This is a genomic window from Winogradskyella sediminis (genome assembly GCF_003387355.1).
GTDB lineage: Bacteria > Bacteroidota > Bacteroidia > Flavobacteriales > Flavobacteriaceae > Winogradskyella > Winogradskyella sediminis.
In genome coordinates, this window is record NZ_QUNH01000001.1 from 1,540,646 (window position 1) to 1,553,006 (window position 12,361).

At 33.3% G+C, this 12,361-nt stretch carries 12 protein-coding genes; 6 read left to right on the top strand and 6 right to left on the bottom strand.

The annotated features are described in order from the left end of the window. From mrdA to purH, 5 genes are all read right to left on the bottom strand, one after another. Positions 1-1,941: a penicillin-binding protein 2 gene (gene mrdA, locus C8N41_RS06520; RefSeq protein WP_115838637.1), complete on the bottom strand. Its 1,941-nt coding sequence runs from the start codon at positions 1,939-1,941 to the stop codon at positions 1-3. Next, positions 1,938-2,444: a rod shape-determining protein MreD gene (gene mreD, locus C8N41_RS06525; protein WP_092444598.1), complete on the bottom strand. Its 507-nt coding sequence runs from the start codon at positions 2,442-2,444 to the stop codon at positions 1,938-1,940. The genes mrdA and mreD overlap by 4 nt, the downstream gene beginning before the upstream one ends. After that, positions 2,437-3,258 carry a rod shape-determining protein MreC gene (mreC, locus tag C8N41_RS06530; protein WP_092444596.1) on the bottom strand — a complete coding sequence of 274 codons (822 nt, stop codon included), beginning with the start codon at positions 3,256-3,258 and terminating at the stop codon, positions 2,437-2,439. The genes mreD and mreC overlap by 8 nt, the downstream gene beginning before the upstream one ends. A gap of 10 nt (positions 3,259-3,268) precedes the next feature. After that, positions 3,269-4,297, bottom strand: coding sequence for a rod shape-determining protein (locus C8N41_RS06535; protein ID WP_092444594.1), 1,029 nt, complete (start codon positions 4,295-4,297; stop codon positions 3,269-3,271). A gap of 228 nt (positions 4,298-4,525) precedes the next feature. Further along, on the bottom strand, positions 4,526-6,055 hold the full coding sequence (purH, locus tag C8N41_RS06540) for a bifunctional phosphoribosylaminoimidazolecarboxamide formyltransferase/IMP cyclohydrolase (RefSeq protein ID WP_115838638.1): 1,530 nt from the start codon (positions 6,053-6,055) through the stop codon (positions 4,526-4,528). 144 nt (positions 6,056-6,199) lie between these two features. Here purH and C8N41_RS06545 point away from each other — a divergent pair, with 144 nt between their 5' ends. Then, positions 6,200-7,453: an ABC transporter permease gene (locus tag C8N41_RS06545; protein WP_115838639.1), complete on the top strand. Its 1,254-nt coding sequence runs from the start codon at positions 6,200-6,202 to the stop codon at positions 7,451-7,453. A gap of 112 nt (positions 7,454-7,565) precedes the next feature. Here the strand turns inward: C8N41_RS06545 and C8N41_RS06550 are convergent, their stop codons facing one another. Continuing rightward, the gene (locus C8N41_RS06550; RefSeq protein WP_115838640.1) at positions 7,566-8,024 is read right to left on the bottom strand and encodes a GAF domain-containing protein; all 459 of its coding nucleotides are present in this window, start codon (positions 8,022-8,024) and stop codon (positions 7,566-7,568) included. 92 nt (positions 8,025-8,116) lie between these two features. On the opposite strand from C8N41_RS06550, the gene xrtF reads away from it, so the two are divergent. From xrtF to C8N41_RS06575, 5 genes are all read left to right on the top strand, one after another. Continuing rightward, on the top strand, positions 8,117-8,668 hold the full coding sequence (xrtF, locus tag C8N41_RS06555; RefSeq protein ID WP_115838641.1) for an exosortase family protein XrtF: 552 nt from the start codon (positions 8,117-8,119) through the stop codon (positions 8,666-8,668). Further along, positions 8,661-9,089, top strand: coding sequence for an exosortase F system-associated membrane protein (locus tag C8N41_RS06560; RefSeq protein WP_092444582.1), 429 nt, complete (start codon positions 8,661-8,663; stop codon positions 9,087-9,089). Before xrtF ends, C8N41_RS06560 begins: the two co-directional genes overlap by 8 nt. A 51-nt stretch (positions 9,090-9,140) precedes the next feature. After that, on the top strand, positions 9,141-9,560 hold the full coding sequence (locus tag C8N41_RS06565; protein ID WP_115838642.1) for an HYC_CC_PP family protein: 420 nt from the start codon (positions 9,141-9,143) through the stop codon (positions 9,558-9,560). 75 nt (positions 9,561-9,635) lie between these two features. Beyond that, entirely contained in the window at positions 9,636-11,870 is a 2,235-nt protein-coding gene (locus tag C8N41_RS06570) for a TonB-dependent receptor (RefSeq protein WP_115838643.1), read from the top strand. Between the two features lie 78 nt (positions 11,871-11,948). Further along, positions 11,949-12,320 carry a heavy-metal-associated domain-containing protein gene (locus tag C8N41_RS06575; RefSeq protein ID WP_115838644.1) on the top strand — a complete coding sequence of 124 codons (372 nt, stop codon included), beginning with the start codon at positions 11,949-11,951 and terminating at the stop codon, positions 12,318-12,320. The last annotated feature ends 41 nt before the right edge of the window (positions 12,321-12,361 follow it).

The following is a 12,361-nucleotide window of genomic DNA, read 5'->3' on the forward strand; positions in this document are numbered from 1 at the left end:
TTAAGACTTTGGGATTTCGGCTTTAAGTTTTAAGAGATTTTGAAATTCCTCTTCTTCTATAGGATCTAATTTTGTTTGTCTATTAATGCCAAATGGTTCATCTAAATATGGTTTTTCATATTCGTGTTCGAGAGAATAACGCAATACAAAGTTTTCTAAGTCCTTTCTTGTAATCTCACCTTTAATGTAGTATTCTATCATAAGACTTGCCATTTTACCCGCAAATCGACTTCCAAAATAGCCGTTTTCTACAAATACAGCGATGGCTATTTTAGGGTTGTCCTTAGGTGCAAAGGCCACAAAAATTGAATGATCTGTAAGCTGCGTTTTTACACTATCAATAATCGCAAAGTTTTCTGCTGTCCCAGTTTTACCACTGATTTCAATACCTTTTACTTGTAGTGATCTGGCTGTTCCTTTATTGTATACGTCATACATACCTTGTACAACTGGTTCAAAATGACGTTTGTCTATGGTTGTATATTTAGGAGTTCTAAACGCTTCAGGAATAGTATCTCCTTCAATATTTTTAATGATATGAGGTGTATAATAGTAGCCTCTATTTCCAATTGCTGCTGCCATATTAGCTAGCTGAATAGGTGTTGCTAGCACTTCTCCTTGACCAATAGAATTAGATAAGGTAAAGGTGGTGTACCATCGGTTTTTACCATAACCTCTGTTATAGGTTTCAGCTGAAGGCACTTTACCTGGTTGTCCTACTGCTAAATCATTGTTGAGATAATTTCCTAAACCAAAACTTTTTATATGCTTACTCCAGTTGTCCATACCTTCAGCTGGAGAGTCATATTTATCCATTATTCTTCTATATACATTGGCAAAATAGGAATTACAAGATTCGTATATGCCAATATTCATATTTACTGGACTAATATGATGATGGCATCCCATTTTGCGGTTCCCATATCTGTAACCTAAGGCACAGCTAAAACGTTCTTCAGGGGTTACAACTCCTTCTTGTAATGCAATTAATGCATTTAAGGTCTTAAAAGGCGAACCAGGAGGATACATGGCTTGTAGGCCTCTATCGAATAAAGGTTTTGCAATGCTATCGTTATATAATTTGGTGAAATTTTTAGAACGATCTCTTCCCACTAATAGGTTAGGATTGTACGATGGACCTGTAACCATGGCTAAAATTTCACCCGAACTAGGTTCTATAGCAATTATACCTCCATGTTTATTGGTCATTAATAACTCTCCGTAAGCTTGTAGCTCAGAGTCAATGGTAATGGTAACATCTTTTCCGGCTTGTGGTAAGGTGTCTAGCTTCCCTTCCTTAAAAGGGCCTATATTTTTATTAAATCGGTCTTTTTGAATAAACTTTATTCCTTTTACACCTCGTAAGGTTTTTTCGTAAGTCTTTTCTATACCTTGTTTTCCTATAAGATCGCCAAGAGAATAATAAGGATCATTTTGAATGGTTTTGCGATTGACTTCACCGAGATCACCTAATACGTTGGCACCAATATTGGTTTGGTAAGATCTCAAAGAACGTTTTTGGATATAAAAACCGTCATATTTTCTCATCTTTTCCTGAAGCACAGCATAATCTTTTTTAGAGAGTTGTGGTACAAAAGGAGAGGGAAGTCTTGGCGAGTATCGTGTTGCTCGATCTAATTTTTTATCGTAATCTTCTCGTGTTATTTTTAAAAGGCTACAAAATTCTTTAATTTCTAATGAGTCTAATGGTTTAACCTCTCTAGGAATAACCATAACGTCATAAGATGGTTGGTTGGCTACAAGTAACTTTCCGTTTCGGTCATACACATAGCCACGTTTTGGGTAGTTATATTCTTTTCGTATGGCATTGTCTTCAAAAATGTTATAAACCGTATTGTCATAAACTTGAAGATAAAATAAACGGGCAATAAAAACGAGACCAACAAGAATTACCGATGTTAATAATAGCAACTTTCTCATTTTCGGTTTCGGCTAAATAGAATTATAATTAAAACACTTAATATTATAGTGAAAATACTAGAGAATAACGTCTTTTTTAATATTGAAAGTATGTTTGAAATGTTAAATGTTTCTAGTGAAAATAATATAGTATGATGAATTATGGTTCCTAATGAAATATAGGTAATAAGGCTACCAATGTCTGTAGAACTAAACTTTATACTTTGGTGTTCATATAACATGCCAAATGCGCTTTTAAGAAGTATTGGTCTAGCATAGGCTAAACAAACGGCAGCTGCGGCATGCACTCCTCCAGAGTCTGAAAACATATCGACCATTAAACCCAGTAAAAAACTGACAAATAAGAGAACGAGACGGTCTTCGCGGATTGGAAACAGAAATATAAAAATGATATAGATGTAGGGATTGATATACCCTAAAAAATCAATATGATTGCAAATGACAACTTGAAGGAGCAACAGCAAAATAAATCGGGCAATATTTATACCAGCAACACTATTCATTAGTTTTGTTTTCTAAAGATTGAATTTCTGCACGATCTAGATTTTCTAAAATATATACCGTTCCAATGTTCGTCATGTCGTTAAACAACTTTACTTGTATTTTATATGTGTCTCCACTGATGTCAGTTTCAAAACTCGTTATAGTTCCTATACCAATGCCTTTTGGGAAAATAGAAGATTCTCCACCTGTTTCAATAGTATCTCCGACTTTAATAGGTGCAAATTGAGACACGTCCTCTAACTGAACATACACAGGAGATTTTCCATCCCAAGTTAAAGAACCAATATGGTTGGTAGATTTTATCTTAGCGTTAATTTGACTTTTTACATTTAAAATTGATAACACTGTGGCGTAATTTTTTGAGGTATTATCAATAATACCAACAATACCATTAGACGTCATTACTCCAAAATCTTGCTTAATACTGTCGTTTTTTCCTTTATTTATGGTAAGAATATTATGTGTCGATGAATAGCTGTTTTTGTACAGATTTGCTATTGTAATTTTATAATGACCTTTTGAATAAGAGCTATCGATATATGATGAGTCTTTAGTGCCTTGTAGATTAAAAAGTTGCTCTCTTAACTGTCTGTTTTCTTCACTTAAAATAGCATTGGTAGTTTTTAAGTCGAAATATTGATCTACCGAATTCATGGTGCCATAAACTCCACCAGTTAAAAAATTAGCTGAATTTATAAATTTACTTCGGTGATAAGAATGCGACTGAATGGTTAATGCTAAAGCAATACTAAATAGCAATAAAAACAACAGAAAGGTTTTGTTTCGTATAACAAAATTGAATATTTGTTGCATTATTTACGGCTTATTTAATCAATACGCTTTTGTATTTAGGTAAATTTTTAAGTACAATTCCTGTCCCTCTAACAACTGCTCTTAATGGATCTTCAGCTATGTAAACGGGTAAATCTGTTTTTTGAGATAAACGTTTGTCTAAACCTCTTAACATAGAGCCACCACCCGCTAAATATATACCTGTGTTATAAATATCAGCGGCTAACTCTGGTGGAGTTTGAGACAATGTTTCCATAACAGAGTCTTCGATACGTAAAATAGATTTATCTAAAGCTTTAGCGATTTCACGGAATGAAATCTGTACTTGCTTAGGTTTACCTGTTAGTAAATCACGTCCTTGAACACTCATATCCTCAGGAGGTAATTCTAAATCCTCGGTAGCTGCACCAATCTGAATTTTAATTTTTTCAGCCGTTCTATCTCCAACATATAAGTTATGCTGCGTTCTCATGTAATAAATAATGTCGTTAGTAAATACATCACCAGCAACTTTTACAGATTTATCGCATACAATACCTCCAAGAGCAATAACAGCAATTTCTGTGGTACCGCCTCCGATATCAACAATCATGTTTCCTTTGGGTTGCATTATATCTACACCAATACCAATAGCAGCAGCCATAGGCTCGTGTATTAAGTAAACTTCTTTACCATTTACACGTTCACAAGATTCTTTTACTGCTCGCATTTCGACTTCAGTAATTCCGGAAGGAATACAAACTACCATACGTAACGCAGGATTAAAAAACTTTTTCTTTAATGCCGGAATATTTTTAATAAACATACTAATCATTTGCTCTGAAGCATCAAAATCAGCAATCACTCCGTCTTTTAAGGGACGAATAGTCTTAATGTTTTCGTGTGTTTTTCCTTGCATCATGTTGGCTTCTTTACCAACAGCTATGATTTTTCCGCTGATGCGGTCTCTTGCGACTATCGATGGATTGTCTACAACAACTTTGTCATTGTGAATTATCAGTGTATTTGCGGTTCCTAAATCTATGGCTATTTCTTCCGTTAGGAAATCAAAAAATCCCATGTGCTATTCTTAATTATTTGGGTTATTTGTATCTTATTTTTAAGACTATCTGTAAAAGTAGTAAAATATACGTTATTTATATGTTTAAAGATGTTTATTGCTAAACTTTTTTCGTTTTTTCTTTGGCTTAATTTATAAAATAAATATGATTAGGAGTTTAATAAAAACAAAGAACCCAAAAATGAGATGGTTAACATCTTTATTTTGGGCTCTGAATACGTGTAATATTTAATGTTTAAAATGACGTGTGCCAGTCATTACCATGGCTATATTATTGTCATTACAATAGTCAATACTTAACTGATCTTTTATAGAGCCGCCAGGTTGAATTACAGCCGTAATACCTGCCTTATCTGCAATTTCTACGCAGTCTGGAAATGGAAAGAATGCATCACTAGCCATCACAGAACCTTTTAAATCAAATTTAAATGATTTTGCTTTGTGTATAGCTTGGTTTAACGCGTCCACACGGCTCGTTTGTCCGGTGCCACTAGCACACAATTGTTTGTCTTTTACTAAGACAATAGTATTAGATTTAGTGTGCTTACATATTTTAGACGCAAAAATTAGGTCGTCTAATTCATTAGAAGTTGCCGTTGTTTTAGTTACTGCTTTTAAATCTTCAAGCGTATCTGTAACGTTATTTCTATCTTGAACTAATACACCATTTAAACACGTTCTAATGTTGGTTTCAGGCATTTCAATATCGTTCAAAATTAATAGAATTCTGTTTTTCTTACCTTTTAAAATGTCTAAAGCCTCAGGAGAAAAAGATGGAGCAATAACAACTTCGCAGAAGAGTTTATGGATTTCTTCTGCCGTGGCAACATCAATTTCAGAATTACTAATTAAAACCCCTCCAAAAGCTGAAACCGGATCGCCAGCAAGAGCGTCTAAGTAGGCTTGGTGTAAGGTGTCGCGTTGTGCTAATCCACAAGCGTTATTATGTTTTAATACCGCAAATGTTGGAGCGTCATTTTTAAATTCTAGCATTAAATTTACAGCTGCATCAACATCTAATAGGTTGTTGTAACTAAGTTCTTTTCCATGTAGTTTTTTGAAAATAGCATCAAAATCTCCAAAGAAAAAGCCTTTTTGATGTGGGTTTTCACCATAACGCAAGACCTTGCCTTTTTGTTCAGAAATTTTTAAGGTTGGGATGTCTTGATTTTTATTAAAATAATTAAAAATTGCAGCATCGTAATGTGATGACACGTTAAATGCTTTAGCTGCAAATTGTTTTCTGTCTTCTTCTGAAGTCTCACCGTTTTTAGTCGCTAATAACTCTAAAAATTCAGCGTAGTCATCCACAGAAGATACACAAGTGACATCTGCGTAATTTTTAGCTGCAGCTCTAATTAAAGAAATACCTCCAATATCAATCTTTTCAATAATATCTTGATTGCTCGCTCCAGAAGCAACAGTTTTTTCAAAAGGATATAAATCTACAATTACAAGATCGATTTGTGGAATTTCGAATTCTTTTAATTCAGCAACATCACCTTCATGATCTTGGCGATTTAAAATGCCTCCAAAAACTTTAGGGTGTAATGTTTTTACTCGTCCACCTAAGATAGATGGGTAAGATGTAACATCTTCTACTGGTACCACATCGATACCTAAATCTTTAATGAATTTTTCAGTGCCTCCCGTAGAATAAATTGTAACGTTGAGGTCGTTTAATTTTTGTACAATTGGTGCTAATCCGTCCTTACTAAATACCGAAATTAGTGCTGACGAAATGGATTTGTTGCTCATAATGTTGTGTTGTGTTTTAGATGCGGCAAAAATACGTATATTCACAAAGAATATCTCGATGTAAAATGCAGTTTCTTTAAGTTTTTTGTAACAATAAATTGTTGAAAACGTCCTATCTTTAAAATGATATAAAATAATCCTTGCATGCTGGTCTATTTACGTTTACTAAAAGAGAGTTTTTCATTTGCCTTAAATGCACTTCGGAACAATAAACTCAGGACATTCTTGTCTCTTTTAGGTGTAACTGTAGGGATATTCTCTATTATAGCGGTTTTGGCAGCCGTAGATTCTTTAGATAAAACGATACAAGGACAATTGAGCTCTTTAGACAGTAATACAATGTATATTTCTAGTATGTCTTTTGGACCAACAGAAGTACCACGTTGGCAAAGAGAAACGTTTGAAGAAGTGTCGTATAATGAGTTTAAAAGTATACAAACTACCGTTCAAGATGTAGAGCATGTGGCATTGCAATTGTTTGTAAAGCGTGAAAATATTAGATACGAATCTGAATTAGTAAGTAGTGTTAATACAGTTGTGGTATCGCATGAGTTTATAGATATTCAGGCCATGCAATTTGAAAAAGGTCGTTTTTATAATGAAGTAGAATCTAATTCCGGTCGACCTGTAGTGGTTATAGGTTCTGAAATTGCAAAATCGCTATTTGGTGACTTAGAGCCGATAGGTAAAAAAGTACGACTTTATGGTCAGAAATTTACTGTAATTGGTGTGGTTAAAAAAGAAGGCTCTGGTATATTTGGAGATAGTAATGACGTTTCTATATTTCTTCCTGCTAATTACGTTAGAAATAGATATGGTGATAATAATCCGTTTATTAAGTATGTGGTAATTGTAAAACCAGAGAAAGATGCGGATATTGAAGGTGTGAAGGCTGAGATTACTCAGGTACTACGAAGTAAAAGAGGTTTAAAGCCAGATCAAATTGATACTTTTTTTATTAGGGTAATGTCTGGATTGCAAGATGTAATAGATACTATAATTGGAAGTTTAAATGTTATTGGCTGGGTGATTAGTGGCTTTTCGCTTTTAGTAGGTGGTTTCGGAATTGCTAACATTATGTTTGTGAGTGTAAAAGAGCGAACGAATCTTATAGGTATTCAAAAATCTTTAGGTGCCAAAAATAAGTTTATCTTATTTCAATTTTTGTTTGAAGCTGTTATCCTGGCTGTTGTAGGTGGACTGGTAGGTTTATTTTTAGTTTGGATAGGTACACTTATAGGCAGTAGTCTCGTTGAAGACTTTGAGTTTGTTCTTTCGATACAAAATATGTTTCTCGGATTTTTTATTTCTTCCGTTATTGGATTAATTTCTGGTGTAATTCCTGCGCTTGCAGCTTCACGTTTAGATCCTGTGGAAGCCATTAGAACTGGGATGTAAACATCTTATTATAATGTATTCGAGATTGGAATGCCACTTTAAAATGCCATCCAGATTTACAATAATGCACTACAATTTGGAAATCGAATTATTAAAGTGTAATACTTAATGTTTATGCTAATAATGTGGCAACTGCTTCGCAAACAAACTCTAAAAACTGTTCGTCGACTTTAGTAAACGGATCTGGAGTATTTGAGTCAATATCAATTTGTCCAATATTATTTCCATTTACAAAAATAGGAATTACAATCTCTGCTTTAACTGTAATGCTACAGGCTATATAATTGTCTTGAGCACTAACGTCTGGTACTACAAAGTTCTCGTTACTCACCGCAACTTGCCCACAAATACCTTTTCCAAAAGGAATAATGGTGTGATCGGTTGGTTCACCAACATACGGTCCTAATTTTAATTCGTCCTTATCTCCATTTTTAAAATAAAAACCAACCCAATTATAATAACTTATATTTGCTTCTAGTGTTTCGCAAACCTTTAATAAGCGTTCGTCAACACTTAAGTTTTCTTGAGATAAGATTGATTTTATTTCAGGTCGTAAGTCGTGTAAATCCATAGGTGAAAAAAACTTTTTGCAAAAGTATTTAAAATACACTGTTTTAAAATAGGGTTTTTATAAATTTAACAACAAACTAACATTCTTGATTTTTGAAGTCACTTCTCATAAAATATAAATCTGTAATTCGTTTTATCGTTACTTTTTTAACGGTGTATGGTATCTTAACGCTCGGGTATCATTTTTATTTAAGTGTCTCGGATGGTTCTAAGTTTTATCCTGATTATATAACCCATTTGGTAGCTGTGCAAACAGATGCTTTATTAAACGGGTTAGGGTACGATGCCAGTATTACACCACATCCACATGAAGCTTCTATTAAAATTATTATTAACGGTAAGTACATTGCAAGAGTCATTGAAGGTTGTAATGCCATGAGCGTAATAATTTTATTTCTTTCATTTATCGTTGCTTTTGCAGGGAAGTTGAAAACAACAGTATTGTATGGTTTGGCTGGTAGTATAATTATTTATGCTTTTAATTTAATCCGTATTGTTATTTTATCCATCGGACTCTATCATTATCCATGGAGAAGAGAAGTGTTGCATACTGTTATTTTTCCGATGTTAATCTATGGTACAGTATTTTTACTTTGGATGTTTTGGGTCAATCGATTTTCTAAAAACATAAGGCCTAATGAATAAGATTGTTACTTATAGTTTGGTAGGTGTATTAGTATTATTGTTAATATTGATAAGAGCTTATGAGCACGTTCTGTTTTACGATCCGTACCTTACCTTTTTTGAAAATGACTATTTATATATAGATAGCCCAAGACGCGAAATCGCAAAATTAGTTTTAAATACAACGTTTAGGTTTGTCTTAAATTCGCTTATTTCTTTGGGGATTTTATACCTTGTATTTAAAGATAAGAGTATTATAAAGTTTTCGGCTCTTATTTATGGATTGGCATACGTGTTACTACTTATTCCGTTTTTGTATTTTGTTGTAAACCCTAAGCAAGAAGATTATTATTTGTTTTTTAATATTAGACGTTTTTTAATTCAGCCTATAATTTTAATATTACTATTACCAGCTTTTTATTACTATAAGCTAAACCGTTAATAGTTTAATAATTCTTACAACATCAATTTAATAATTTTGTAGCTTTGCATCGTGAAATTTTCATACGCACATAAAATATTTTCTGTCATTCTATCCTTTTTGGTGTTGTTTTCTACATTATCATTAACGATTGAAAAGCACTTTTGTGGAGATACGTTAGTGGATGTTGCCATATTTACAAAAACGGATAAGTGTGCTGATGATATTGTGAAGCACGATGATTCTAGTGCCAGTATCATTAAAATGAGTTGTTGTAAAGATGAGATAGATGTTATTGACGGACTATCCGAAACCACACTTAATTCATTTGAAGATTTAGACCTTATTCATCAACAGGTTTTAATAGCTTATAGCTATTCTTATATCAATCTTTTTGAGGGTTTACCAAACTTGGTTATTCCGCATGCAGATTATTTACCTCCAACCTTAGTTAAGGATATTCATCTTTTGGATGAAGTCTACCTCATTTGATTCAGTTATAACTTTTAGTAAAATAAAAGAACACATATGTATGTGTAATTAGTTATATCTGAAATTCAAAAAAAAATGAAAAAATATTTATTTATAAAATTTATGTTCTTGTCGTTAATGCTGTCTGCGCAAGATCAATTAAAAGGTGTTATTTTAGAAACAAGTAGTGGGCAAGAAATGCCTTTACCTGGTGCCAATGTCTATTGGTTAGATTCTTCAATTGGCGTTATTACAGCAGCGGATGGTACGTTTGCTATTCCTTATAAGTTTTCATACAATCAATTAGTGGTGAGTTATGTGGGCTTTAAAACGGACACCATTACGGTTAATGAAAACAGATTTGTAAAACATGTTCTTCAAACAAGTGATGAGTTAGATGCTGTGGAAATTACCTCACGTAAACAAGCCACGCAAAAATCATATTTAAAAGCCACAAATACATTTACAGTAACAAGTGACGAACTTCTAAAGGCGGCTTGTTGTAATTTGGCAGAAAGTTTTGAAACCAATCCGTCTATTGACGTTAATTTTGCCGATGCGGTAACAGGAACACGACAAATAAAAATGTTGGGCTTAACGTCTCCCTATATTTTAATTGCAACAGAAAATATCCCAGCAATACGCGGTGCATCTCAAGCTTATGGTTTAAGTTTTATTCCTGGCACTTGGGTAGAAAGCATTCAAATAACCAAAGGGACTGGTAGTGTGGTTAATGGGTTTGAAAGTATTGCTGGTCAAATTAATGCAGAGCTGGTAAAACCAGAGACCGATGATAAGTTGTTTGTTAATTTGTATGGTGCTTCTAGCGAGCGTTTAGAACTCAATACACATTTTAACACACAAGTTTCTGAGAAGTGGAGTACTGGCTTATATGTACATGGTAATACACATCAAGAAAAACATGATGTTAATAATGATGGGTTTTTAGATATGCCACTTTATAATCAAATTAATCTGATGAACCGTTGGCAGTATACCAATCCCGAGAAAGGCTTTGTGTCTTTTATTAATTTGAAATACCTTAATGATGAAAAACAAGCTGGCCAAGTCGATTTTAATCCAGATACGGATAAGGGTACAACCAATTTTTGGGGAAGCGAAATTAATTCGGAACGTTTTGAAGCCACAACAAAGCTAGGTTATGTTAATCCTGAAATTCCGTATCAAACTTTAGGGCTTCAGTTGGCATTTAGTCATCACAATCAAGATTCTTATTTTGGATTAAACCTATACGATATAGAGCATAACAGTTTTTACTCTAATTTAATTTATAATTCGATTATTGGAGATTCACGTCATAAAATCAAAACAGGATTGAGTTTTACTTATGATCATTATGATGAATTGGTAAACACTACCAATTATGAGCGTAAAGAAAACTCTATTGGTGGATTTTTTGAATATGCTTTCGACAACTTAGATAAATTGACCATGACGGCTGGTGTGCGTGTCGATCAGCACAATAAATTAGGCTTTTTTGTAACACCTCGTTTTCATTTGCGATATACACCTTGGGAAAAATCAGCATTAAGATTTTCAGTAGGAAGAGGAAAACGAAGTGCTAATATTTTTGCTGAAAACCAGAATATGTTTGCGAGTTCTAGACAAATTAATATTTTGAATTCAGGTGGAGCTATTTACGGTTTAGATCCTGAAATTGCATGGAATTATGGTGTAAGCTATTTACAAGGATTCAACTTATTTAATAGAAAAGCTGATGTTACTTTTGATTTTTATAGAACCGATTTTCAAAATCAAGTGGTTGTAGATTGGGAAAATCCTTATGAAGTTAATTTTTATAATTTGGAAGGTGAAAGTTATGCTAATAGTTTTCAATTTGAATTTAATTATAATGCATTTAAACATTTTGATGTAAGAATGGCTTATAAGTATTATGACATACAGACCGATTATGAATCTGGTAAATTAGAAAAACCATTGGTGCCAAAACATCGTCTATTTGCTAATGCATCTTATGAAACCGAAATAAAAAATAATAGTCAATGGAAATTTGATGCTACATATAATTGGTTGAGTGCCCAGCGTTTTCCAAGTACAGATGTGAGCGCAACGGCATTTCAGTTAGCAGATGAAACGCCTACAGTTGGAACTCTAAATCTACAAATCACCAAAGTGTTTTCTCCAAAATTTGAAGTATATTTAGGTGGGGAAAATGTGACAAATGTGCGTCAAGATGATCCTGTTGTTAGTGCAGATAATCCTTTTGGTTCAAATTTTGATAGTAATTTTGTGTATGGTCCAATATACGGAAGTATGTATTATGCTGGTTTACGTTTTAGAATAAAGTAAACGATTACAGAAATAGAAACTAAGTTAAAATAAATAGGTTTTTTGCTATTGCAGAAACACAATTAAAAACAAAATAAGATGAGAAAAATAATAGTAATTTTTACAGTGTTAATAACAACATTATCATTTGCCCAAGACAAGAACAAAAAAGCAAGTATTGAAGTTGATGGTGTTTGTGGTATGTGTAAAGATCGTATTGAAAAAGCAGCGATAAGAACCAAAGGAGTTAAATCTGCTATATGGAGTATTGATACACACGAGTTAAAACTTATTTTTGACGAACGTAAAATAGATTTACTAGCGATTTCTAAAAAGGTGGCTTCCGTGGGGCATGACACCAAAGAGATAAAAGCAACGGAAGAACAATACAATGCTGTACATCCATGCTGTAGATATCGTGATGAGGTGGTTAAAAACGATCACAAAAAAGAAAAAGAAGACGGAAAATAACAAACACAAAAATTTAAAAAGCCTGAGTTTTAAGATTCAGG